At 58.9% G+C, this 23,033-nt stretch carries 19 protein-coding genes, 3 tRNA genes and 1 other RNA gene; 11 read left to right on the plus strand and 12 right to left on the minus strand.

Translation table 11 applies throughout. The annotated features are described in order from the left end of the window. Positions 1-43: 43 nt before the first annotated feature. Positions 44-337, minus strand: coding sequence for an I78 family peptidase inhibitor (locus tag ACJ8IL_RS07180; protein WP_016927929.1), 294 nt, complete (start codon positions 335-337; stop codon positions 44-46). Positions 338-391: 54 nt separating this feature from the next. Beyond that, the gene (locus ACJ8IL_RS07185) at positions 392-1,042 is read right to left on the minus strand and encodes a riboflavin synthase (RefSeq protein ID WP_025302652.1); all 651 of its coding nucleotides are present in this window, start codon (positions 1,040-1,042) and stop codon (positions 392-394) included. Between the two features lie 239 nt (positions 1,043-1,281). Between ACJ8IL_RS07185 and ACJ8IL_RS07190 the strand changes: the two genes are divergently transcribed. The 7 genes from ACJ8IL_RS07190 (at position 1,282) to ACJ8IL_RS07220 (ending at position 5,888) form a co-directional block, all read left to right on the plus strand. Next, the gene (locus tag ACJ8IL_RS07190) at positions 1,282-2,658 is read left to right on the plus strand and encodes an MATE family efflux transporter (RefSeq protein WP_043141143.1); all 1,377 of its coding nucleotides are present in this window, start codon (positions 1,282-1,284) and stop codon (positions 2,656-2,658) included. A 181-nt stretch (positions 2,659-2,839) separates the two neighbouring features. Continuing rightward, positions 2,840-2,916, plus strand: a tRNA-Val gene (locus tag ACJ8IL_RS07195). A 20-nt stretch (positions 2,917-2,936) separates the two neighbouring features. Beyond that, positions 2,937-3,013: transfer RNA gene (locus ACJ8IL_RS07200), tRNA-Val, on the plus strand. 20 nt (positions 3,014-3,033) lie between these two features. After that, positions 3,034-3,110 (plus strand) — tRNA-Val (locus ACJ8IL_RS07205). A gap of 121 nt (positions 3,111-3,231) precedes the next feature. Beyond that, entirely contained in the window at positions 3,232-3,537 is a 306-nt protein-coding gene (locus ACJ8IL_RS07210) for a cupin (RefSeq protein ID WP_025302650.1), read from the plus strand. A 393-nt stretch (positions 3,538-3,930) separates the two neighbouring features. After that, positions 3,931-5,343, plus strand: coding sequence for a pyruvate kinase PykF (gene pykF, locus ACJ8IL_RS07215; RefSeq protein ID WP_025302649.1), 1,413 nt, complete (start codon positions 3,931-3,933; stop codon positions 5,341-5,343). A gap of 308 nt (positions 5,344-5,651) precedes the next feature. Next, entirely contained in the window at positions 5,652-5,888 is a 237-nt protein-coding gene (locus tag ACJ8IL_RS07220) for a major outer membrane lipoprotein (protein ID WP_004931354.1), read from the plus strand. A gap of 140 nt (positions 5,889-6,028) precedes the next feature. On the opposite strand, the gene ACJ8IL_RS07225 is transcribed toward ACJ8IL_RS07220, so the two are convergent. The 7 genes from ACJ8IL_RS07225 to sufA all read right to left on the minus strand — a co-directional run bounded on the left by ACJ8IL_RS07225 (position 6,029) and on the right by sufA (position 12,948). Further along, on the minus strand, positions 6,029-7,042 hold the full coding sequence (locus tag ACJ8IL_RS07225) for a L,D-transpeptidase family protein (RefSeq protein WP_025302648.1): 1,014 nt from the start codon (positions 7,040-7,042) through the stop codon (positions 6,029-6,031). 296 nt (positions 7,043-7,338) lie between these two features. Continuing rightward, a complete protein-coding gene (gene sufE / locus ACJ8IL_RS07230; protein WP_025302647.1) occupies positions 7,339-7,755 on the minus strand; it encodes a cysteine desulfuration protein SufE in 417 nt (138 codons plus the stop codon). Between the two features lie 36 nt (positions 7,756-7,791). Continuing rightward, a complete protein-coding gene (gene sufS, locus ACJ8IL_RS07235; RefSeq protein ID WP_147823429.1) occupies positions 7,792-9,018 on the minus strand; it encodes a cysteine desulfurase SufS in 1,227 nt (408 codons plus the stop codon). Continuing rightward, positions 9,015-10,301, minus strand: coding sequence for a Fe-S cluster assembly protein SufD (gene sufD / locus ACJ8IL_RS07240; protein WP_442516449.1), 1,287 nt, complete (start codon positions 10,299-10,301; stop codon positions 9,015-9,017). Before sufD ends, sufS begins: the two co-directional genes overlap by 4 nt. Then, positions 10,276-11,022 (minus strand): Fe-S cluster assembly ATPase SufC, encoded by a 747-nt coding sequence (gene sufC, locus ACJ8IL_RS07245; protein WP_016927936.1) that lies wholly within the window; start codon positions 11,020-11,022, stop codon positions 10,276-10,278. The genes sufD and sufC overlap by 26 nt, the downstream gene beginning before the upstream one ends. Positions 11,023-11,065: 43 nt before the next feature. Beyond that, the gene (sufB, locus tag ACJ8IL_RS07250) at positions 11,066-12,562 is read right to left on the minus strand and encodes a Fe-S cluster assembly protein SufB (RefSeq protein ID WP_025302644.1); all 1,497 of its coding nucleotides are present in this window, start codon (positions 12,560-12,562) and stop codon (positions 11,066-11,068) included. 14 nt (positions 12,563-12,576) lie between these two features. Continuing rightward, entirely contained in the window at positions 12,577-12,948 is a 372-nt protein-coding gene (gene sufA, locus ACJ8IL_RS07255; protein WP_004931368.1) for a Fe-S cluster assembly scaffold SufA, read from the minus strand. Between the two features lie 526 nt (positions 12,949-13,474). Between sufA and ACJ8IL_RS07260 the strand changes: the two genes are divergently transcribed. Continuing rightward, on the plus strand, positions 13,475-13,879 hold the full coding sequence (locus ACJ8IL_RS07260; protein ID WP_004931369.1) for a hypothetical protein: 405 nt from the start codon (positions 13,475-13,477) through the stop codon (positions 13,877-13,879). A 44-nt stretch (positions 13,880-13,923) separates the two neighbouring features. Here ACJ8IL_RS07260 and menI read toward each other — a convergent pair whose 3' ends face one another. After that, complete coding sequence (menI, locus tag ACJ8IL_RS07265; RefSeq protein WP_016927938.1) at positions 13,924-14,340, minus strand: 1,4-dihydroxy-2-naphthoyl-CoA hydrolase; 417 nt, start codon at positions 14,338-14,340, stop codon at positions 13,924-13,926. Beyond that, on the minus strand, positions 14,337-17,393 hold the full coding sequence (gene ydiJ / locus ACJ8IL_RS07270; RefSeq protein WP_442516450.1) for a D-2-hydroxyglutarate dehydrogenase YdiJ: 3,057 nt from the start codon (positions 17,391-17,393) through the stop codon (positions 14,337-14,339). The genes menI and ydiJ overlap by 4 nt, the downstream gene beginning before the upstream one ends. Before the next feature lie 245 nt (positions 17,394-17,638). Here ydiJ and ydiK point away from each other — a divergent pair, with 245 nt between their 5' ends. Together ydiK and rprA are read left to right on the plus strand one after the other, a co-directional pair. Next, positions 17,639-18,739 carry an AI-2E family transporter YdiK gene (gene ydiK / locus ACJ8IL_RS07275; protein WP_025302642.1) on the plus strand — a complete coding sequence of 367 codons (1,101 nt, stop codon included), beginning with the start codon at positions 17,639-17,641 and terminating at the stop codon, positions 18,737-18,739. A 259-nt stretch (positions 18,740-18,998) separates the two neighbouring features. Next, positions 18,999-19,108, plus strand: an RNA gene (rprA, locus tag ACJ8IL_RS07280) — antisense sRNA RprA. A gap of 109 nt (positions 19,109-19,217) precedes the next feature. Here the strand turns inward: rprA and ppsA are convergent. Then, complete coding sequence (ppsA, locus tag ACJ8IL_RS07285) at positions 19,218-21,596, minus strand: phosphoenolpyruvate synthase (protein WP_049209411.1); 2,379 nt, start codon at positions 21,594-21,596, stop codon at positions 19,218-19,220. 459 nt (positions 21,597-22,055) lie between these two features. Here ppsA and ppsR point away from each other — a divergent pair, with 459 nt between their 5' ends. After that, positions 22,056-22,916 (plus strand): posphoenolpyruvate synthetase regulatory kinase/phosphorylase PpsR, encoded by an 861-nt coding sequence (ppsR, locus tag ACJ8IL_RS07290; RefSeq protein ID WP_161781785.1) that lies wholly within the window; start codon positions 22,056-22,058, stop codon positions 22,914-22,916. Positions 22,917-23,033: the final 117 nt, after the last annotated feature.

The raw sequence follows: 23,033 nt of genomic DNA on the forward strand, positions 1-23,033 counted from the left end.
GTCACATCGCCGGGGCCTTTTTTGCTCGTTCGAAGCGTACGGCTTAGCCGCAGTAAACGCGGATGATTTTATCGTCGCTGTCGCCAAGGAAGTTCAGGCGGCGCAGGTTGAAATCCATGGTGACGGCAGAGTTGTACGGAATGGCTCGCACCTTGGCGTCGATCCGTACGCCTTCCAGCGAGGTCATCGGTTTGCCGACGAAGTTTTGATACTGTGATGCGCCACAGGTATCGTCCGCATCGGCCATTTGCGCGCCCGCGCCCTGCTCAGGCGAACTGCTGCAGGCGCTCAGCGCCAGCAACGCGGTTAACAACAACGTTTTCCCATAAAACTTCACGCGTTTCTCCTCTCTGCTTATGATTCGATTCCGGCGGCAACGCCCGAATCGCTGTCAGTCTTTGTGCGCCGGCGCCACCGCCGCCGCCAGCGTCGCTTCCCGGTTGGCCAGCACGCGCTCGACGGTGTCCACCACCGCCTGCGTTTGCGGATCGATCTCGATGTTCACCTTGTCACCGAGGCGTTTTTTACCCAGCGTGGTGCGATCCAGCGTTTCCGGGATCAGGTGCACGCAGAAACGGTTATTCACCACTTCGCCGATGGTCAGGCTAATGCCGTCGATGCCGATGAAACCTTTGTGCAGCACATATTTCATCAATTCCGCATCCGGCATGCGCAGCCATACCTGGCGGTTATTTTCCGAGGTATAAATCTTGGCCACCTCCGCCGTGCAGATAATATGGCCGGACATCAAATGGCCGCCAATTTCATCATTGAACTTCGCCGCGCGCTCGATATTGACGATGTCGCCCAGCGCCAGATCGCCGAGGTTGGTCAAGCGCAACGTTTCTTTGATCAAATCGAAGCTGACGCGGTTGCCTTCCACCGCGGTGACGGTCAGGCAGCAGCCGTTATGGGCCACCGACGCGCCCAGCTCCAGCCCCGGCAGCAGCTCGGTAGGCATTTCGATCACGTGGGTGCGGAAATTGGGTTTCTCATCAATGGCGACCAGCGGCGCGGTGCCTTGTACGATACCGGTGAACATATGTGCCTCTTCTTGCTAAATAGGTTAAAACGCTACCGGCAGTTTGCCCCAGTTGGCGCTGAAAACCAAATCCGCGACGGTAAAAAAGGAATGGCTGCGCATTTAATAACTATTTATCTGCGGCGTTTGCTTAACGACGCCGAGCAGGTACAATCTTTTTGACAAAATTCCGCTATTTTAATTGTTGTCCTCTCGCGGCAGCCCTCCCTCCCACATATATAAATAGAAAAGGTGTATGCGTGCAGAAGTACTTAATTGAAGCGCGTAGTTTATTGGCTCTCGCTATCCCGGTCATTATCGCGCAAATATCGCAAACCGCTATGGGCGTGGTGGATACCATCATGGCCGGCGCTTACAGTGCCACCGACATGGCGGCGGTGGCGGTCGGCACCTCAATCTGGCTGCCGGCCATCCTGTTCGGCCACGGTCTGCTGCTGGCGTTGACCCCGGTTATCGCTCAGCTCAACGGTGCCGGCCGCCGCGATCGTATCGGCCATCAGGTGCGCCAGGGTTTTTGGCTGGCCTCCGGCGTCTCCGTACTGCTGATCGTGGTGCTGTATAACTGCAAGTTCGTCATCGACATGATGCACAACATCGATCCGCAGCTGGCGGATAAAGCCGTCGGCTACCTGCACGCCATCATGTGGGGGGCGCCGGGCTACCTGTTCTTCCAGGTGATGCGCAACCAGTGCGAGGGGTTGTCTAAAACCAAGCCCGGCATGGTGATCGGCTTCCTCGGCCTGCTGGTGAATATCCCGATCAACTACATCTTCATCTACGGCAAGTTCGGCATGCCGGAACTCGGCGGCGTCGGCTGCGGCGTCGCCACCGGCAGCGTCTACTGGATCATGTTCCTGATGATGCGCTGGTACGTGAAGCGCGCGCCGTCGCAGCGCGACATCAAACGCCAGGCCGGCGATCTCGGCGGCCCGGACTGGGCGGCGCTGAAGCGCCTGATCGGCATCGGCATGCCGGTGGCGCTGGCGCTGTTCTTCGAAGTCACGCTGTTCGCCGTGGTGGCGTTGCTGGTTTCGCCGCTCGGGATCGTCGCGGTCGCCGGCCACCAGATCGCGCTTAACTTCAGCGCGCTGATGTTCGTGCTGCCGCTGTCGCTGGGCGTCGGCGCCACCATCCGCGTCGGTTATCGTCTGGGGGAAGGCTCGGTCGAAGGCGCGCGCGTCGCCGCCTATTCCGCCATCGGCGTCGGCATCACCATGGCCGTCTGCACCGCGCTGTTTACCGCCACCTTGCGCGAACCGATCGCCCTGCTGTACAACGACAGCCCGGCGGTGGTGGCTATGGCCTCGCAGCTGATGCTGTTGGCGGCGCTGTACCAAATTTCGGACTCGATCCAGGTGATCGGCAGCGGCGTGCTACGTGGTTATAAAGACACCCGAGCGATCTTCTTCATCACCTTTATCGCTTATTGGGTATTGGGCCTGCCGAGCGGCTATCTGCTGGCGTTAACCGACGTGGTGGTGCCGGCAATGGGGCCAAGCGGCTTCTGGATCGGCTTTATCATTGGCCTGACCTTCGCCGCCATCATGATGGCGCTGCGTATGCGCTGGCTGCAGAAACAGCCGACCGCAGTCATCCTGCAGCGATCCACGCGCTGAATCCGCTCCCAGCCGGTTTCATCCCCGGCCGGGCTGCGGTTTGCGGAAAAAAACGCCGGACTGCGCACAACCTCAGCAATCGCGTGAAATACCGAATAAAATTGCGCTTTTCCCCTTGCCAGCACGCAGGTAGCTCGTTAATATTCGTCCCCGCTGTCAGCCATGACAGACAGGAAAAGATGCGTCCGTAGCTCAGTTGGTTAGAGCACCACCTTGACATGGTGGGGGTCGGTGGTTCGAGTCCACTCGGACGCACCAAATTCCAGAAGCAGTACAGTGCGTCCGTAGCTCAGTTGGTTAGAGCACCACCTTGACATGGTGGGGGTCGGTGGTTCGAGTCCACTCGGACGCACCAAATTCCAGAAGCAGTGCAGTGCGTCCGTAGCTCAGTTGGTTAGAGCACCACCTTGACATGGTGGGGGTCGGTGGTTCGAGTCCACTCGGACGCACCATATTGCTGATTTATCTCTCCCCCTATCGCGTTATACTTCCCGTTGTTTCGTCTCTGCTCGACCGCTCGATTTCTCATGTCGATTGCGCCGAACTACCGCCATCCACCATCAGGAACGCCACATGACCACCTTCACCGCCAAAACCGCCTTTTTACCGCTCGACAATGGCCTTGCCCGCCGTGAAGGGGTGATGAGCGACGGTTCGCCGGCGGCGGAAGTGCGTTTCGAGGCCGGCGCCTTTGGCCAACTGCAAAAGCCCCCGCATGCGCTGCAAACCCGGGTGATATCGGGTGAATTCGAGTTCACCCTCGGCGGCGATACGCGGACAGTACGGGCCGGCGAGAGCCTGATCCTGCCGGCCAACGTCGCCAGCGGCTGCTTCTGCCTGAGCGCCGGCGTGCTGCTGGAAATCCCGCAAACGCGCTAAGCCGTATTTACAGCAAGGTTATTTGCGCAACAAGCTGTACGCAACGCGTTGCATTTGCGCCACATTTGCCCCCGTTTTGACATATCCGCCACACCGCTGCGGTTTTTTATTTTGTTTCCCGCCGCTTAGCCTTTATAATGCGCAACGTCTATCAGTTGAATGGTTTCAGCCCTTGATCTGCGAAAACGCAATAACAACACGATTTCATCTCACCCCGTTGCGCAGCATCTCCGCGCCCCCGCGCGGGCTGAATTTTTCCGCCCCACTTCAACTGTCGTCACCTATCCTTAACTATGTTTTTCACCACCAGGCACGGCTCAAATTCCCTATCGGCGTAAATAGCGCCGGTCAAATTCGTTTTTTTATCCATCACAACTTGTAGAAAACTCCGCCATGAAAAAGACCAAAATTGTTTGTACCATCGGTCCAAAAACCGAATCGGAAGAAATGCTGACCAACCTGCTCAATGCGGGCATGAACGTGATGCGTCTCAACTTCTCTCACGGCGACTATGAAGAGCACGGCAACCGCATCAAGAACATGCGCGCCGTGATGGCGAAAACCGGTATCAACGCCGGCATCCTGCTGGATACCAAAGGCCCGGAAATTCGCACCATGAAATTGGAAGGCGGTAAAGACGCCTCGCTGGTCGCCGGCCAAACCTTCACCTTCACCACCGACCAGAGTGTGATCGGCAACAGCGATCGCGTAGCGGTCACCTACGCCGGCTTCGCCGCCGACCTGAAGATCGGTAACACCGTGCTGGTTGACGACGGCCTGATCGGCATGGAAGTCACCAACGTGACCGAGAACGAAGTCGTTTGTAAGGTGCTGAACAACGGCGACCTGGGCGAGAACAAAGGCGTCAACCTGCCGGGCGTGTCCATCCAGCTGCCTGCGCTGGCCGAAAAAGACAAACGCGACCTGATCTTCGGCTGCGAGCAAGGCGTCGACTTCGTGGCGGCGTCCTTCATCCGTAAACGTTCCGACGTGCTGGAGATCCGCGAGCACCTGAAAGCGCACGGCGGCGAGCAGATCCAGATCATCTCCAAGATCGAGAACCAGGAAGGCCTGAACAACTTCGACGAAATCCTCGAAGCGTCCGACGGCATCATGGTTGCCCGCGGCGATCTGGGCGTGGAGATCCCGGTCGAAGAAGTGATCTTCGCCCAGAAGATGATGATCGAAAAATGCAACCGTGCGCGTAAAGTGGTGATCACCGCCACCCAGATGCTCGATTCCATGATCAAAAACCCGCGCCCTACCCGTGCGGAAGCCGGCGACGTTGCCAACGCCATCCTGGACGGCACCGATGCTGTCATGCTGTCCGGCGAGAGCGCCAAGGGCAAATATCCGCTGGAAGCGGTCAACATCATGGCGACCATCTGCGAGCGCACCGATCGCGTGATGCCAAGCCGCATCGACTCCCTGAACGATCGCCGCAAGCTGCGCATCACCGAAGCGGTGTGCCGTGGCGCGGTTGAAACCGCCGAGAAACTGGACGCGCCGCTGATCGTCGTCGCCACCAGCGGCGGCAAGTCAGCGAAATCCGTGCGTAAATACTTCCCGAACGCGGTGATCCTGGCGCTGACCACCAATGAGACTACCGCGCATCAGCTGGTGCTGAGCAAGGGCGTCATCCCGCAGATGGTCAAGGAAATCGCTTCTACCGACGACTTCTACCGCATCGGTAAAGAAGCCGCGCTGGCCAGCGGCCTGGCGCAAAAAGGCGACGTCGTGGTGATGGTTTCCGGCGCGCTGGTGCCGAGCGGCACCACCAACACTGCCTCGGTACACGTGCTGTAATATAAAACGTGACATAATTGCCTTGATCAAAACGCCGCTTTGCGGCGTTTTTTTTATCAGCAGTAACCTATTTTTCTCAAAACGCAACCGCGGACCGCTCATTATTTAGCTAATAAAGAATCGGAGTAGTCCCATGGAAGCCGGCTGTTTTCCCTCGTTTTTTTAACTAATTTGTAAAACCAGATGCAAGTTTGAGCGAACGATCAAAATAAAGCACCTCAACACTAAAAAATTATTCTCTTTCGAAAAAAGTTTGTGTAATACTTGTAACGCTACATGGAGATTAACTCAATCTAGAGGGTGTTATAATGAATCGTACTAAACTGGTACTGGGCGCGGTAATCCTGGGTTCCACTCTGCTGGCTGGCTGCTCTAGCAACGCTAAAATCGATCAACTGTCTTCTGACGTTCAGACTCTGAACGCTAAAGTTGATCAGCTGAGCAACGACGTGAACGCAATGCGTTCTGACGTTCAAGCTGCTAAAGACGACGCAGCACGCGCTAACCAGCGTCTGGACAACCAAGCTCACGCTTACAAAAAGTAAGATAGCTTTGGTTATTGAAAACGGCGCACATTGTGCGCCGTTTTTTTTCGCCTGTATCCTGGACTGATTTTTCCTGCATAGCGGGCAAAAAAAGAGGTTCAGCACGCTGAACCCCTCTTCGACCGCTCAATCTTGCAAACTTAGTTCACCGAACTGATTGGCGCTGCCTTGAATGGGCTCTTATTCGCCGCAGGCGCCGCTGCAGGCGTTAAACTCACCTCAGACGGACTCTCTCCTACGTTGACCAGCACCGGCATGCCAGAACGGCGTACAACCGCGCTATCGAACACGGCGCGATCGGTCTGACCATCCGCAGCAAAGGCTTTCTCCGCTTTAGACAACGCGATCGGCATGGTCTGCGGATCGTCGCTTTCTACCCGCGACAGCGGCTGGTGCACTTCCACATAGCGTTTGCCGTCCGGCTCAACCGAAATCTTCACCGGATCGTTGATCACCTGCACCCGTGTACCACGCGGCACCTGATTGAACAGCGCTTCGATGTCCGTCGGACGCAGGCGAATGCAGCCGGAGCTGACACGCATGCCGATACCGAAGTTGGCGTTGGTGCCGTGGATCAGGTATTCACCGCGCCCCATCGCCAGACGCAGGGCGAACAGCCCCATCGGGTTCTCAGGCCCGGCCGGCACCACTGCAGGCAGCGTCACGCCCTGGGACTGATAGCGCTTGCGGATGTTGGCGGTGGGCGTCCAGGTCGGGTTAGGGATCTTCTGGCTGATGGAGGTCACTTCCAGCGGCGTGTGCATCCCGGTCTGGCCGATGCCGATCGGATAGACGATCACTTTGTTCTCGCCTTTCGGGTAGTAGTAAAGACGCAGCTCGGCCAGATTGACGATAATCCCTTCACGCTTAGTGTCAGGCAGCAGCATTTGGGTCGGAATGGTCAGCACCGTGCCTGGCTTGGGCAGGAACGGGTCGGTGCCAGGGTTGGCTTCCAGCATGCCCAGCAGGCCAATCTTGTAGTCGGCGGCGATCGCCTCCAGCGGACGGCCGTCGTTTGGCACGGTATAAGTGGTGTTTTCACCGATCAGACGGCTGTCTGGCGGCGGCAGCGGGTACTCGGTCGCACTGGCGGCCTGCGTGCCGGCCAGTACGGTGGCGAAGACCATGCCCATTAAACTCAACGCACGTTTCATTATCATCCCTATATTTTTTATGACGGTTCGCCCCCAAGGCTAACGAGCGCCCGACGGTGGGTAAATCAGACAATACCTGATTAATACTAGCAATGCTGGCATCAAAGGCAATAAGTTCTCTAAAAATCAACACGTTATAACGTAATCGCCGTCGTTGATTGTCAACGAAACGTCAATAGGTAAGCTGCTGAAATATCACTGAATTGGGGGATGGTTCCTGGGGAAAACAACGGATTGTAAAGACTCATTGACAAAGCGAATATATCAATGAGCCTTGAGGAGAAAGGCGTTAAGGATCAGGCCAGCTGCGCCGCTTTACTGCGAATGGCACGGATCATCGCCTCCAGCCCCTGCGAGCGTGAAGGCGTCAGATGTTGGCTGAGCGCCAGTTCGCCGAAAAACGGCCGCACATCGAGATCGACGATCTGTTGTGGCGTTAATTGACGATAAAGAATAAACACCACCGCCAGCAACCCTTTGACGATCGCCGCATCGCTGTCGCCGTGAAACTCGACCTGCCCCTGCTCATCGAGACGCATCACGATCCACACCTGGCTCTGACAGCCGGAAATCAGGTTGCCGGCCTGCCGCTCGGCCTCGTCCAGCGGCGGCAACTTGGCGCCAAGTTCAATCACGTACAGGTATTTCTCCTCCCAGTTCAGACAGCGGGAGAAATTACGCACCAATTTATCTTTGTCCGGCAAATTCGCCATGGGGATCCTTTTGTACCGCCGGGGACGCGCCCCGGCCTAACCTAATAGCTGATGAATGCGTTGCAGCCCGGCCACCAGCCGGTCCACCTCTTCGCGGGTATTATATAACGCCAGCGAAGCGCGGCACATGCTCGGCACCTGATAAAACGCCATCAGTGGCATGGCGCAGTGATGGCCGGTGCGAATGGCGATGCCATACTGATCGAGGAAGCTGCCGACGTCATAGGCGTGGTGTTCTCCCAAATTAAAGGCGATCACCCCGGCCCGATGTGCCGGACCATAGATTTTCAGCGTCGGCACCTGCTTGAGCGCCTCGAGCGCGTAGTGCATCAGCGACTGTTCATAATCGTGGATCGCATTCAGACCCAGGGCTTCGACGTAATCGAACGCCGCCCCCAGCCCCATGATGCCGGCGGTGTTCGGCGAACCCGCCTCGAAGCGCCACGGCGGATCGGCGAAGGTGGTGCCCGCCGTCAGGCTGACCTGGCGGATCATCGAGCCGCCCCCTTCCCACGGTGGCATCTGCTGCAGCAGCGCCTGGCGGCCATACAGCATGCCGATACCGGAAGGGCCGTACAGCTTGTGGCCGGAAAACACGTAAAAATCGCAGTCCAGCGCCTGAACATCGACGCGCTGGTGCATCACCGCCTGCGCGCCGTCCACCAGCACCGTCAGATCCGGCGCCAGGGCTCTGGCGCGGGCGATGATGTCGCGCACCGGGTTGACGGTGCCCAGCACATTGGAGACCTCGGTCAGCGCCAGCAGTTTGCAGGACGCGTCGACCAGCTCCGGCAACCGCGCCAGATTCAGCGTGCCGTCGGGCTGCAGCGGCCAAACCCGCAGCTGCAACCCACGCTCCTGCGCCAGCATCTGCCAGGGCACGATGTTGGCGTGGTGTTCCATCTCGGTGATGAGAATCGCATCGCCCGGCTGCAGCAGGTGGCGGCCAAAGCTGTTGGCCACCAGGTTGATGCCTTCGGTGGTGCCCTTGACGAACACCATCTCTTCCGCCGAGGCGGCGTTGATAAAGCGCGCCGCCTGTTCCCGCACCGCTTCCATCTGCTGAGTCGCCTCGGCGCTCAAGGTGTGAATGCCGCGATGCACCGCGGCATAGCCGTGGCGATAGAAATCCAGCTCGCGGTCGATCACCACCTGCGGTTTCTGCGCGCTGGCGGCGCTGTCGAGATAGGCCAGCGGTTGGCCGTTCACCTCACGCGCCAGCAGCGGGAAATCGCCGCGCACGCGTTCAATCGGATAACTCATGCAGCCTCCCCCGGCAGGCGCTGGGCGATGCGTGCCAGCACCCGCTCCCGGATGATGTCGTTGGCGATGCCTTCGGTCAGCTCGGCGGCGAAGGCGAAGATGATCATCTGCTGTGCCGCGTGCTTGTCGATACCGCGCGACTGCAGATAGAACAGCTGCTCTTCATCGATGCGCCCTACGGTGGCGCCGTGGCTGCACTTGACGTCATCGGCGTAGATCTCCAGCTGCGGCTTGGTGTCCACTTCCGCCACCTTACCCAACAGCAGGTTATGGTTGGTCATCTGGCCGTCGGTTTTAATCGCGTGCTTGGCCACTTTGATCATGCCGTTGAACACCGCCTTGCCGCGATCGCTGACCACGGTTTTATGCAGCTGGCGGCTTTCGCAATAGCCCTTGTTGTGCTCCAGATAGGTACGGGTATCGCAGATCTCTTTGCCCACCGGCAGCACCAGGCTGTTGATCACCAGGTTCGCGCCTTCGCCGTTCAGCTGCGCGCTGGTGTTATGCCGCGTCAAGCCGGCGCCCAGCAGGAAACTGTCGCTTTTCACCCGCGCGTCGCGGCCGATAACCAGATCGTTATGGGCAAAGTGATAACTCGGCTGGCTCTCAAACGCCAGCTTGCAGTGCAACAGCCCGGCGTTGTCCGCCACGTTGGCGGTCAGGCGCGCGCCGGTGAAGTGCGCGGCCTCGCCCAGGCTGACGTAGTGTTCAATCACTTCCGCCTCAGCCCCGCGCCCAATCTCCAGATGATGGCGGTGATGCACGGTGTTCACTTCGCCGCTGGCGCCGCGTCCGCTGCTGATATGCAGCAGGTACAGCGGGCGAGCCGGGGCCTTGCCGGTCGGCAGGCGAATCAGGCTGGTTTCCTGCGCCAGACTTTCGGTCAGGTGCAGGAAAATCTCCGGCTGGACCGGCTCCGGCAGCGCCTGCGGCGTGCCGTAGGCAGTCAATTCAAACTGGTAGTCGCCCAGTTCGCTATCGCTGAGTGCGGCGCTGTAGCGGCCGTCGATAAACACCAGCCGACAGGCATCGATGCCGAGTGCCAGCGCCTCAAGCTGCTCTGCGCTCACCAATGCGGGCTGCGGCTCGAGGAACTGCTGCTCCAGCAGGCTCTCCAGCGGCGTGTATTTCCAGTTTTCATGCTTGCGCGTCGGCCAGCCGAGGCGCAGCGCCTGCTGCCAGTGCGCCAACGCATGCGGCGAACGCTCGCCGCCGCGGCCTTCGAACAGGCGATACAGCTGCTGCAGCGCGTTTGAATTACTGTTGGTCGGTAAGCCAGCCATAGCCCTGCTCCTCCAACTGTTTCACCAGCGAGAAATCGCCGGATTTGACGATGCGCCCCTGCGACAGCACGTGTACGTAATCCGGTTGGATGTAGTCCAGAATGCGCTGGTAGTGGGTGACGATGATAAAGGCGCGCTTGCCGTCCCGCAGCGAGTTGACGCCGTTGGCGACGATCTTGAGCGCATCGATGTCCAGACCGGAGTCGGTTTCATCGAGAATGCACAGATCCGGCTCCAGCGCCGCCATCTGCAGAATGTCGTTGCGCTTTTTCTCACCGCCGGAAAAGCCGACGTTGACCGAACGGGTCAGCAGGTCGGCCGGCATGTCCAGCAGCGCGATTTTCTCTTCGATGAAATCGGCGAAGTCAAAACGATCCAGCGGCTCCTGCTCGCGGTATTTGCGCACCGCGTTGACCGAGGTCTGCAGGAAGAAGTGGTTGCTGACGCCGGGGATCTCCACCGGGTACTGGAAGGCCAGAAACACGCCCTCGCCGGCGCGGTCTTCCGGATCAAGCTCCAGCAGATCCTTGCCCTTGAAGGTGACTTCCCCTTCGGTCACTTCGTACTCTTCACGCCCGGCCAGCGTGGCGGACAGCGTGCTCTTGCCCGAGCCGTTCGGCCCCATGATGGCATGCACTTCGCCCGGTTTGATCTCCAGATCCAATCCCTTGAGGATCTCGTTGCCTTCCACGCTGACTTTCAAATTCTTGATGCTTAACATGCTGTGTCCTCAGATAGCGCCGACGGCGCTAAAAATGCGGCGATTAACCCACGCTGTGTTCCAGGCTGATGGCCAGAAGTTTCTGCGCCTCGACGGCGAACTCCAGCGGCAGCTCGGAGAAAACGTCCTTGCAGAAACCGTTGACGATCATCGAAATGGCGTCATCCTCGCTGATGCCGCGCTGCAGGCAGTAGAACAGCTGGTCGTCGCCGATCTTCGAGGTGGTGGCTTCGTGCTCCAGCTGAGCGCTGTTGTTGCGCGCTTCAACGTAAGGGAACGTGTGGGCACCGCTGTCCGGCCCGATCAGCATCGAGTCGCACTGGGTAAAGTTACGGGCGTTTTCCGCCCCCGGCAGGATTTTCACCAGGCCGCGATAGGTGTTCTCGCTGTGGCCGGCGGAGATGCCTTTGGCGATGATGGTCGACTTGGTGTTTTTGCCGATGTGGATCATCTTGGTGCCGGTGTCCGCCTGCTGATGGCCGCTGGTCAGCGCCACCGAGAAGAATTCGCCGATCGAATTGTCGCCCTGCAGGATCACGCTCGGGTATTTCCAGGTGATGGCCGAGCCGGTTTCCGACTGGGTCCAGGACATTTTCGAGCCGGCGCCTTCGCACAGCGCGCGCTTGGTGACGAAGTTGAGGATACCGCCCTTGCTCTCACCGCCGGAGAACCAGTTCTGCACCGTCGAGTATTTCACTTCGGCGTCTTTATGCAGGATCACTTCCACCACCGCCGCGTGCAGCTGATAGCTGTCGCGCACCGGGGCAGAACAGCCTTCGATATAGCTGACATAGCTGCCTTCGTCGGCGATCAGGATGGTGCGCTCGAACTGGCCGGTTTTGGCGGCGTTGATACGGAAATAGGTCGACAGCTCCATCGGGCAGCGCACGCCTTTCGGCACATAGACGAAGGTGCCGTCAGAGGCCACCGCGGCGTTCAGCGCAGCGAAGAAGTTATCGTTGGACGGCACTACGCGCCCCAGGTACTGACGCACCAGATCCGGGTATTCCTGGATAGCTTCGCCGAACGAGCAGAAGATCACCCCGCTCTCCGCCAGTTTTTCACGGTAGGTGGTGGCGACAGAGACCGAGTCGAAGATGGCGTCCACCGCCACTTCGCTGCCCTCGCGCACCGGCACGCCGAGCTGATTGAACGCCAGCTCCACTTCGCTGGTCAGGTAATCTTTTTCCGTCGCCGCGCCCGGTTGCTGCTCGGCGCCGGGTTGCGAACCGCAGGCATCGTCGCAGCTGCCGCAGGACGGCGCCGAATAGTAACTGTAGTCCTGGTAGTTAAGGCGTTCGTAATTGGCCTTCAGCCAGTGCGGCTCTTCCATCTGCAGCCAGGCGCGGTAGGCCTCGAGGCGGAATTCCAGCATCCACTCAGGTTCGTTGCGCTTGGCCGAGATGGCGCGCACCACCTCTTCGTTGATGCCTTTGGCCAACTCATCGGTTGCCAGCTGGGTGAAGAAACCTTCTTTGTAGCGACCTTCGCTGACCCAAGCCTGCACTTCATTAGGCATTTCTACATTGCTTCGTGTCATGTTGATTGCATCGCTCAAACGCCAAAGCTCTCGCCGCACCCGCAGGCATGCTGAGCTTTAGGGTTGTTGAATTTGAATATCTGATTCAGCCCTTCGCGGACGTAATCTACCGTGGTGCCATCGATGAACGGCATGGCCTTCAGCGGCACATAGAGTTTGGCGCCGTCGCGCTCAAACAGCAGATCGTCATCGGCGGGTTCGCGGGTCAGATCCAGCACATAGGCAAAGCCGGCGCAGCCGGATTGTTTCACCCCTAGCTGCAGCCCTTTCACCTGCGGATCCTGCTGCATCAGTTTCGTTATTTGTCGTACGGCGCTGTCGCTGAGCGAAATGCCTTGCCAGACATTTTCATCCAGAGAAAAGGTGCCGACATTTTCCGTTTGCATAGGGTCTACCTCACACTCGTGTTTGGCCACAGCCAATCTGGGTTGCTTATATGTTAGTGATAACGATTATCACTTCAACCGTTTGTTTTGCGGGGGTATCCACCGCGAGCGCGGTTTTTCGCTGCGGCGTGCGGCAAGCCAGCGGGACATTCGTGGTGGCTTGCGGCATCTGGCGGCAAGGTGTGCATGCTATCCCTATGAATTTGTTCTTTATCCTGCATCACCGTACCGCACTCCCCGGTGGCCCGTCAGCGTTACAGTGCCGCGGTACACTGCCGATCTAAACATTCATAGAAAATACCTATTTCTGCATTCTGTCTGTCGTAAATGTGCGTTTATCGGCATTTCGTGGCGCTGCGCAAGCGCGCAACCCTCAGCTTAAAGTTTAGTCGCTCAGGATTAAATTGGGTCGTCGGCGGCCTTTTACACCCCCACGATGAAAAAACGCCGCACCGGGGATTGATCGGCAACGCGGCAATTTATATGATAATGATTATCATTCAATTTGGATTTGAGCGCGAAGCCAATGACTCTTTCGATCAACGCATGGTTGCTGGGCAAGATTGATGACTACAAATTCAGCGTGCGCGACGCCACGGTGGACTTTTATATGGCCGAAGCGGCGCTGCGGCGCCCGGAATGCAATATCGACCACCTGAAGCGGTACAACAGCGTCAGCCTCACCATGGCCAATCTGTGCCTGGAGAACGGCGATGACGACAGCTACCTGCACGCGCTCAGCAAACTGCATAATCGGCTGATCGTCGAGATCAACAATCCGCAGCGCTGCCAGCTGTTTCGGGTGCAAAGCTACCACTTCGCCCGCCACACGCTGACGCTGATCTGCCAAAAATATGCAATGGAAGGTACCTGGGAGAAGGCGAATGCGTTTCAGAAGGACTTCGTTAAACGCGTGCCGTTTCAGCTGTAAAGCGAAAGGCTCCGCAGGCCGGCAGCCTGCGGAACCGGCGAGAATCAGTCAATGACCGCCGTGGTCAGACGCGAGGTGCAGCACAGCCGATCGCGCGCGTCGAAGATCTCGATTTGCCACACCTGATGGCGACGGCCGACGTGCAGTGCGCGACATACCCCGCGCACCTGGCCATCGAACACCGCGCGCAGGTGGTTGGCGTTGATCTCCAGCCCCACCACTTTCTGCTCGCCCTCACTGCACAGGTAACCGGCCATCGATCCCATCGATTCCGCCAGCACCACCGACGCCCCGCCGTGCAACAGCCCGAACGGCTGGCGGGTACGGCCATCGACCGGCATGGTGGCCTCGAGGAAATCCTCGCCCAATTGGGTAAACTCGATGCCCACATGGCTGACCATGCAGCCGTCGCCGGCGCGGTTCAGCTGCTCCAGCGATGTTTCACGTTTCCACAATTTCACTCAATCATCTCCAGAAGTGCCTGTAATGGGTGGCGCACGCCATTGCCCTCGATGCGTTTCACCTGGCTGCGGCAGGAATAGCCGGTCGCCAGGCAGCGCTGCCTTGGCAAACGCTGTAGCGTCGGGTGCCATGATAGCTCATAAATGCCGAGCGAGTTTTGCAGGTTCTTGGCTTCATGGCCGTAAGTCCCCGCCATGCCGCAGCAGCCGACGCTGACATTCTCCAGTTTGGCGCCGAAACGGGCGAAGATCGCCGCCCACTGTTGGCCGCTGGCCGGCAGCGCGGTGGTTTCGGTGCAGTGACCGAACAGATACCAGGGCTCGCCGGTCGCCGGCTGTTCGGCGCGATCCGCGATCCGCTGCTGCAACCATTCATGCACCAGCTGCACCTGGAAATCGCCGCGCTCGGCGCCGAGGATCTCGCGGTATTCGTCGCGATAGCACAGCACCAGCGCCGGATCGACACCCACCAGCGGCATGCCGAGCTGCGCCACGCGGTTGAGGAAATCGGCGGTTTTGCGCGCGGTGCGGGCGAACCGCGTCAGGAAGCCCTTCACATGCTGCGCCTTGCCGTTCGGCGAGAACGGCAGCAGCACCGGTTTATAGCCGAGCTTTTCCACCAGCCGAACGAAATCCGCCACCACTTTGGCGTCGTAATAGCTGGTGAACGGATCCTGAACAATCAGCACGTGTTCTGCGCGCTGCTCGGCGCTCAGCCCTTCCAGCTGCTCCAGCGTCAGCGTGGTCGCGCGGTGGCCGGACAGCTGCTGACGCAGCGTCGGGCTGGACAACAGCGGCAGATCGACCATGCCGACGGCGTTGCGGCTCATCTCCCGCAGCCACGGCTGGCGGAAGAAGAAGTTGAACACCTTCGGCGCGCGGGCCATCAACGGGGTATAGCTCTCCACGCCGGCGACCATGTAGTCGCTCACCGGGCGCAGGTAGCGGGTATGGTAAAGCTGCAGGAAGCGCGAACGGAACCCCGGCACGTCAATTTTGATCGGGCACTGGGTGGAACAGGCCTTGCAGGCCAGACAGCCGGACATCGCCTCTTTCACTTCGTGCGAAAAGTCGTACTCACCCTTACCGGCATGCCAGCTGTTGCGGGTCTTTTCGATCAGGCCACGCAAGCTGAGGCGCTGCTGCGGCAGCTGTTTCTCCAGCGCCAACGGATCGACGCCCTGCTCGGCCAACAGACGCAGCCACTCGCGCACCAGCGTCGCCCGCCCTTTCGGCGAATGGATGCGGTTGCCGCTGATCTTCATCGACGGGCACATCGGGCTACGCACGTCGAAGTTGAAGCACAGACCGTTGCCGTTACACTCCAGCGCGCCGCGGAACGAGGTGCGCACCTCGACCGGGATCTGACGATCGAAGGTGCCGCGTTTGACCGCGTCTACCTCCATCATCGGTGCATCTACCGCCAGTGGCGAACAGATCTTGCCCGGGTTCAGCCGGTTATCCGGATCAAACGCCGCCTTGATGCGGCGTAGCTCTTCATACAGCGTTTCCCCGAAGAACTCAGGGCTGTACTCGGCACGGAAGCCCTTGCCGTGCTCCCCCCACAACAGACCGCCGTATTTGGCGGTCAGCGCCACCACCCGATCGGAGATCTGCTTCATCAGCACTTCCTGCTGCGGGTCGCACATGTCGAGCGCCGGGCGCACGTGCAACACCCCGGCGTCGACGTGGCCGAACATGCCGTAGCTCAGGTTGTGGTCGTCAAGCAGTTGACGGAATTCGACGATATAGTCCGCCAGGTGTTGCGGCGGCACACAGGTATCCTCGGCAAACGGAATCGGCTTGGCGCGCCCCTTGGCGTTGCCCAGCAGCCCGACCGCCTTCTTGCGCATGTTGTAAATGCGCTCGATGCCAGCCAGATCGCCGCAGATCTGGTACCCGATCACGCCGCCCTGCCGCTGCGCGATCAGTTCATCCAGCCGTTGGCACAGAGCCTCCATCTGGCCGTCGATCAGCGCCCGATCGTCGCCGGCGAACTCGACGATGTTCAGCCCGAGCATTTCTTTATCCGGCACGTCGGCGATCAGTTCGTTCACCGAGTGCCAAACAATGTCTTCACGCGCCAGATTCAGCACCTTGGAATCGATGGTTTCCACCGACAGCGCCTTGGCCTCGACCATAAAGGGCGCATTGCGCAGCGCCGAGTCGAAGGAGTCGTACTTCACGTTGACCAGGCGGCGCACTTTCGGCAGCGGCGTGATATCCAGCCGCGCCTCGGTGATAAACGCCAGCGTGCCTTCGGCGCCGGTCAGGATGCGCGTCAGATCGAAGGTTTGCAGATCGTCGCTCAGCACGTGGCGCAGATCGTAACCGGTGAGGAAGCGGTTGAGCTTGGGGAATTTCTCCAGGATCAGTGCGCGCTGCTCACGGCAGCGATTGAGCACCGTGCGGTAGATGCGCCCCTCCGCGGTCTCTTCCAGAGCAATCGTTTCCGCCAGCGCCGTCGGCATGGCGCGGGTATCGATCATCTCGCCGCCCAGCAGCACCGCCCGCAGGCCCAACACGTGATCGGAGGTTTTGCCGTATACCAGCGAACCTTGGCCGGAGGCGTCGGTGTTGATCATGCCGCCCAGCGTGGCGCGGTTGCTGGTGGACAGTTCCGGCGAGAAGAAGTAGCCGAACGGCCGCAGGTATTGATTCAGCTGATCCTTGATCACGCCGGCTTCGACTTTCACCCAGCCTTGTTCGACGTTGATCTCCAGAATGCGGTTCATATGGCGCGACATATCGACCACGATGCCGGTATTGAGCGACTGGCCGTTGGTGCCAGTGCCGCCGCCGCGCGGGCTGAAGGTCAGCGTATTGAATCGCTCTTCCCCGGCCAGACGCGCAATCAGCGCCACGTCAGCGGTGGAACGGGGGAACACCACCGCATCGGGCAACAGCTGATAGATACTGTTGTCGGTGGCCATCGTCAGGCGGTCGGCGTAGCTGGTGGCGGTATCGCCGTTGAATCCGTTTTGCTTCAGTGCTTCCAAAAAGTCGAGCACCCGTTGAACGAGGCCGGGCGCCTGAGAAATCTGTGGGATCATTCGCTTTTTTGACCCTGTCCGTCTATTTTTTATGCGCTGATGTACGCTGAATCGGGCCTTTAATTCAGACCCACCCTATTTTTTAGTGACACTAAAAACTAACATACTCGTTTAGTGAAGGCATTCACATTATTACCGCCCTGCGAGCGCCGCCACAGGCGGCCGCCCAGCGGCGATAAACCGACCGACAGGCACCCCGATTCGCCGGTGCCAGGGATTTAATTGACCAGGATGAGAAGCCACTGATGCCACTCCCGCAATCGCGTTACGACTTACCGCGAATTATTTTCGGCGTGCTGTTTATCGCCATCATGATCGTTGCCTGTTTTTGGGTGATCCAACCGTTTATTCTCGGCTTCGCCTGGGCGGGCATGGTGGTGATCGCCACCTGGCCGTTGCTGCTCAAACTGCAAAAGCTGCTGTGGGGCCGTCGCTCGCTGGCGGTGTTGGTCATGACCCTGCTGCTGATCCTGCTGTTCATTCTGCCGATTTCCCTGCTGATCAGCAGCGTGGTGGATAACAGCGCGCCGCTGATCGCCTGGGCCAGTTCACCCGGCAAGCTGCACATTCCCGATCTCGCCTGGCTGCAGTCCGTGCCGATGATCGGCGACAGGCTCTATACCAGCTACCACACATTGGTTAACGCCGGCGGCGCTGCGCTGCTGGCGAAGGTACAGCCGTACTTCGGTCAAACCGCCACCTGGTTCGTGGCGCAGGCGGCGCATATCGGTCGTCTGCTGCTGCACTGCGCGCTGATGCTGCTGTTCAGCGCCTTGTTGTATGCGCGCGGCGAGCAGGTGGCGCTGGGTATCCGTCACTTTGCGGTACGCCTCGGTTCCAAACGCGGCGATGCGGCGGTGCTACTGGGCGGCCAGGCGATCCGCGCCGTCGCGCTGGGCGTGGTGGTGACGGCGTTGGTGCAGTCGGTGCTGGGCGGCATCGGTCTGGCGGTGAGCGGCATACCAGCCGCCACCCTGCTGACGATGCTAATCTTTATCTGCTGCGTGGCACAATTGGGGCCGCTGTTGGTGCTGGTGCCGGCCATCATCTGGCTGTACTGGCACGGCGACACCACCTGGGGCACCGTACTGCTGGTCTGGAGCTGCGTGGTAGCCACGCTGGATAACGTGCTGCGCCCGGTGCTGATCCGCATGGGTGCCGACCTGCCGCTGCTGCTGATCCTGTCCGGCGTTATCGGCGGCTTGCTGGCCTTCGGTATGATTGGCCTGTTCATCGGCCCGGTGGTATTGGCGGTATCTTATCGCCTGCTGACCGCCTGGATGGATGAAGCGCCGGAGCCGACCACCGCGCCGGAGCAAGTCATCGAAGATCTGGAAAAACGCTAATTCCCCCCCTTCCGCCCGCATCGTCGGGCGGAACATTTCACTCAGGTCATTATTCCTACCTCATTCGAGTAATATCTCCGCCAAATATAATGCCGCCCTATATTGATTACGGTACAGCGAATGAAAGGTGCAATGTAAATCCCTGTTTGTTGCAAGCGGCAAAAAGAGATAACTCCCACAAATAAAATGTGATGGCGCTATCGATTAGGATGATTCTTAATGACTAGTCGCGTTCAAAAATCTAGTATTATGGCCATCTATTGCTTCAAATCACTGATTTTAAAGCAACCTTTCTGAACAATGTAATGCCATACATGTGAATTGCTGTGTGTAGTCTTTGCCCATCTCCTACGGTGGGCTTTTTTTTATTCTTTTTTCGTCGAATTGATTATTTTACGCGCCGTTATTTACATTCGGAAATAAAAAGGCCGCAGCGTTAACTGCGGCCCGGCGTTAATGCCTCAGCGAGGCCGAGACATTATTTCTTTTTCGACAAATTGATCCAGGTCTGCACCACGGTGTCTGGGTTGAGCGACAGGCTATCGATGCCCTGCTCCATCAGCCACTCGGCGAAGTCTTCATGGTCAGACGGGCCCTGGCCGCAGATGCCGACGTATTTGCCGTGGCGTTTGGCCGCCTGAATCGCCATCGACAGCAGCGCTTTCACCGCCTCGTTGCGCTCGTCAAACAGCTCCGACACCACGCCGGAGTCACGATCCAGCCCCAGCGCCAGCTGGGTCATGTCGTTGGAACCGATAGAGAAGCCGTCGAAGTGCTCGAGGAACTGATCCGCCAACAGCGCATTGGACGGGATCTCGCACATCATGATCACTTTCAGCCCGTTTTCACCGCGCTTCAGCCCCTGACGCGCCAGCTCCGCCACCACCGCTTCCGCCTGGGCCACGGTGCGCACGAACGGTACCATGATTTCGACGTTGGTCAGCCCCATTTCGTTACGCACGCGTTTCACCGCCTCGCACTCCAGCGCGAAGCAATCGCGGAAGCTGTCGGCCACGTAACGGCCGGCGCCGCGGAAGCCCAGCATCGGGTTCTCTTCGTGTGGTTCATACTTATCGCCGCCCACCAGGTTGGCGTACTCGTTGGATTTGAAGTCGGACAGGCGCACGATCACACGCTTCGGCCAGAAGGCGGCACCCAGCGTCGCGATCCCTTCTGTCAGGCGGCCAACGTAGAACTCTACCGGGTGGTCGTAACCCTGCATTAACGCGCGAATTTCGTTTTGCAGCGCCGGCGTCTGCTGGTCGAACTCCAGCAGCGCGCGCGGGTGCACACCGATCATGCGGTTGATGATAAATTCCAGCCGCGCCAGGCCCACGCCTTCATTTGGCAAACGCGCAAAGTCGAAAGCGCGATCCGGGTTGCCGACGTTCATCATGATCTTCAGCGGCAGATCCGGCAGCTCGGTCACTTCGGAGCTCTGCACGCTGAAATCCAGCATGTCGCTGTAAACGAAACCGGTGTCGCCTTCCGCACAGGAAACGGTGACTTTCTGGCCGTCTTTCAGCACATCGGTGGCGTGGCCGCAGCCTACCACCGCCGGGATGCCCAACTCACGGGCGATGATCGCCGCGTGACAGGTGCGCCCGCCGCGGTTGGTGACGATCGCGGCGGCCTTCTTCATGATCGGCTCCCAGTCCGGGTCGGTCATGTCGGTCACCAGCACGTCGCCCGGCAGGATGCGATCCATTTCGCTGATGTCGTGGATCACTTTCACCGGACCGGCGCCGATGCGATGACCGATGGCGCGGCCTTCCACCAGCACCGGGCTAGTGCCATTCAGCTGGTAGCGTTCCATGGTTTGTTCGTTGGAGCGAACGGTTTCCGGACGCGCCTGCACGATCAGCAGCTTGCCGGTATGGCCGTCTTTCGCCCATTCGATATCCATCGGGCGGCCGTAATGTTTTTCGATCAGGATCGCCTGCTGCGCCAGCGCCTGCACTTCGTCATCCGTCAGCGAGAAACGGCTGCGCTGCGCTTCCGGCACGTCTTCGATGCGCACCTGCTTGCCGTGATCCTGCGACGGTGCGTACACCATGCGGATCTTTTTCGAGCCCAGGTTGCGGCGCACGATCGCCGGCTTGCCTTTTTGCAGCGTCGGTTTGTGCACGTAGAACTCATCCGGGTTCACCGCGCCCTGCACCACCATTTCACCCAGACCGAAGGCGGAGGTGATGAACACCACCTGATCAAAGCCGGACTCGGTATCGATGGTGAACATCACGCCCGAGGAGGCCAGATCCGAGCGCACCATGCGCTGTACGCCCGCCGACAGCGCCACGCCGCGGTGGTCATAGCCCTGGTGCACGCGATAAGAGATGGCGCGGTCGTTGAACAGCGAGGCGAACACGTGCTTGATCGCCACCATTACGGCGTCGATGCCCTGCACGTTGAGGAAGGTTTCCTGCTGGCCGGCGAAGGACGCGTCCGGCATGTCTTCCGCCGTGGCGGAGGAGCGCACCGCAAAGGAAGCTTCCGGTTCGCCGTCGGCGAGCTGTTGGTAAGCCTGATGAATTTCACGCTCGAACTCGGCGTGGAACGGCGTGTCGATCACCCATTGGCGGATCTGGGCGCCGGCCTTGGCCAGTTGGGCAACGTCGTCAACGTCGGTCTGATCCAGTAGCTGATAGATGCGCTGGTTAACACCGCTTTGTTCGAGGAAATCGTTAAACGCCTGTGCGGTGGTGGCAAAACCGTTCGGCACGGCCACGCCCAAATCGGAAAGATTGGTGATCATTTCACCGAGGGAGGCGTTTTTGCCGCCGACACGGTCAACGTCGTGCATGCCAAGCTGGTTGTACCAAAGCACATTACGCAAGTCTGGGCCATTGTTGGACATCGAGACAATCCTTATTGCTATCAGTAGGGTAAAGACGGATTTAATTCGCTTGCTTTACGGCGCCGCTAACACGGAGCCGAATCAGACTAGCACACTGATCTGGGGAAAATGGAAAGGTGAATCGATCAACCCACTGAAGAAAGTGGTTTTTAAGAGAATGTCCTAACCGGCTGATTTGGCAGGGAACCGTTCCCAATCGCACGAAAAGCTTAGTTCTCAACAAATTACGTTCTTTTTAAACTTCTGTTTTAATGACCGCGCAAACGCTACCGTTTTTGGTGAAAATAACGGCAAATTTACGTTTCGGGTCGAAAAACCTCGTTGCGCCACAATTTTTACCGCCGGCAAAACGCGCTTTTCTTCACGCGCCGGCGCAAAGCGCTTTACCGTCCCGCCGTCACAATTTTTTCCCTCCCCCCTTTACCGACGGATCGTCCGCGGCCCATGATATTGACAGTGATGACAGCAGGAACACCGTTTTCAGGTAAGGAGCCTCGGGTGGAAAGAAGCGTTTTTTATATTTCGGATGGTACGGCGATCACCGCCGAAGTGTTGGGGCACGCGGTGCTGTCGCAGTTTCCGGTCACGGCGACCACCTTTACCCTGCCGTTCGTCGAAACCGAGGCGCGCGCGCGCGCAGTTCGCCAGCAAATCGATGATATTTATAATCAAACCGGCGTGCGGCCACTGGTGTTTTACTCCATCATCTCGCCGGAAGTGCGCGATGTGATCGTGCAGAGCCAGGGCTTCTGCCAGGATATCGTGCAGGCGCTGGTCGGCCCGCTGCAGGGCGAGCTGGAAGTGGAACCGACGCCAGTACCGAACCGCACCCACGGCCTGACCGCCAGCAACCTCGGCAAGTACGACGCGCGCATTGCCGCCATCGACTATACCCTGGCGCATGACGACGGCATTTCGCTGCGCAACCTCGATCAGGCGCAGGTGATCCTGCTCGGCGTGTCGCGCTGCGGCAAAACCCCCACCAGCCTTTATCTGGCGATGCAGTTCGGCATTCGCGCCGCCAACTATCCGTTTATCGCCGACGATATGGATAATTTGCACCTGCCGGCCTCGCTGAAACCGTTTCAGCATAAATTATTCGGCCTGACCATCGATCCGGAACGCCTGGCGGCGATCCGTGAAGAGCGGCGTGAAAACAGCCGTTACGCTTCATTACGCCAGTGCCGCATGGAGATCGCCGAGGTCGAGGCGCTGTTCCGCAAAAATCAGATCCGCTACCTCAATACCACCAATTATTCTGTCGAAGAGATTTCCACCAAAATCCTCGACATCCTCGGTATGAGTCGCCGCATGTTCTGATCATTTTCTCGCGGGGCCGCCGTGCCCCGCCGCCTGCCGTTTATTTCAACAGCAGCTGATTTTTTTGTGCTTTTTTTCGCGGTTTTGATCAACAGAACACAATCTCTACGGTTGAAT

Origin of the sequence: Serratia sp. CY47444 (assembly GCF_052168635.1) — a bacterium.
In the GTDB taxonomy this organism is placed as follows: domain Bacteria; phylum Pseudomonadota; class Gammaproteobacteria; order Enterobacterales; family Enterobacteriaceae; genus Serratia; species Serratia bockelmannii.

What these genes read in the sequence shown, in the direction of transcription:
- ACJ8IL_RS07185 (WP_025302652.1), bottom strand. Translation starts at nt 1,042, where the DNA reads ATGTTCACCGGTATCGTACAAGGCACCGCGCCGCTGGTCGCCATTGAT.
- ACJ8IL_RS07210 (WP_025302650.1), top strand. Translation starts at nt 3,232, where the DNA reads ATGACCACCTTCACCGCCAAAACCGCCTTTTTACCGCTCGACAATGGC.
- pykF (WP_025302649.1), top strand. Translation starts at nt 3,931, where the DNA reads ATGAAAAAGACCAAAATTGTTTGTACCATCGGTCCAAAAACCGAATCG.
- ACJ8IL_RS07220 (WP_004931354.1), top strand. Translation starts at nt 5,652, where the DNA reads ATGAATCGTACTAAACTGGTACTGGGCGCGGTAATCCTGGGTTCCACT.
- ACJ8IL_RS07225 (WP_025302648.1), bottom strand. Translation starts at nt 7,042, where the DNA reads ATGAAACGTGCGTTGAGTTTAATGGGCATGGTCTTCGCCACCGTACTG.
- sufE (WP_025302647.1), bottom strand. Translation starts at nt 7,755, where the DNA reads ATGGCGAATTTGCCGGACAAAGATAAATTGGTGCGTAATTTCTCCCGC.
- sufS (WP_147823429.1), bottom strand. Translation starts at nt 9,018, where the DNA reads ATGAGTTATCCGATTGAACGCGTGCGCGGCGATTTCCCGCTGCTGGCG.
- sufD (WP_442516449.1), bottom strand. Translation starts at nt 10,301, where the DNA reads ATGGCTGGCTTACCGACCAACAGTAATTCAAACGCGCTGCAGCAGCTG.
- sufC (WP_016927936.1), bottom strand. Translation starts at nt 11,022, where the DNA reads ATGTTAAGCATCAAGAATTTGAAAGTCAGCGTGGAAGGCAACGAGATC.
- sufB (WP_025302644.1), bottom strand. Translation starts at nt 12,562, where the DNA reads ATGACACGAAGCAATGTAGAAATGCCTAATGAAGTGCAGGCTTGGGTC.
- sufA (WP_004931368.1), bottom strand. Translation starts at nt 12,948, where the DNA reads ATGCAAACGGAAAATGTCGGCACCTTTTCTCTGGATGAAAATGTCTGG.
- ACJ8IL_RS07260 (WP_004931369.1), top strand. Translation starts at nt 13,475, where the DNA reads ATGACTCTTTCGATCAACGCATGGTTGCTGGGCAAGATTGATGACTAC.
- ydiJ (WP_442516450.1), bottom strand. Translation starts at nt 17,393, where the DNA reads ATGATCCCACAGATTTCTCAGGCGCCCGGCCTCGTTCAACGGGTGCTC.
- ydiK (WP_025302642.1), top strand. Translation starts at nt 17,639, where the DNA reads ATGCCACTCCCGCAATCGCGTTACGACTTACCGCGAATTATTTTCGGC.
- ppsA (WP_049209411.1), bottom strand. Translation starts at nt 21,596, where the DNA reads ATGTCCAACAATGGCCCAGACTTGCGTAATGTGCTTTGGTACAACCAG.
- ppsR (WP_161781785.1), top strand. Translation starts at nt 22,056, where the DNA reads ATGACAGCAGGAACACCGTTTTCAGGTAAGGAGCCTCGGGTGGAAAGA.